The following is a 251-nucleotide window of genomic DNA, read 5'->3' on the forward strand; positions in this document are numbered from 1 at the left end:
GAGCTACCTAGTGGTTAGGCAGCTATTTCTTTTCTGCTGTTGATTGCGCCGGTGTGGTTCTCGAAGTCGACGGGGCTGACCATTCCGAGTGCAGAGTGCCGGCGCCGACGGTTGTAGACGACTTCAATCCAGTAGGCAACGGCCTTGCGTGCGGCATCACGGGTTGTCCATCGCTTACGGTCGTAGAATTCAGTCTTTAGCGTCGACCAGAACGACTCAGCCATCGCGTTATCGAAGCACACACCAGTACG

General features: G+C 55.8%; 1 pseudogene. It reads right to left on the minus strand.

Annotated elements, in window-relative coordinates:
- Positions 1-59 precede the first annotated feature (59 nt).
- A pseudogene (locus QP363_RS13315) lies at positions 60-251 on the minus strand (integrase core domain-containing protein); the annotation flags it as partial.

This window comes from Corynebacterium sp. UMB6689 (genome assembly GCF_030215295.1).
Lineage (GTDB): Bacteria > Actinomycetota > Actinomycetes > Mycobacteriales > Mycobacteriaceae > Corynebacterium > Corynebacterium aurimucosum.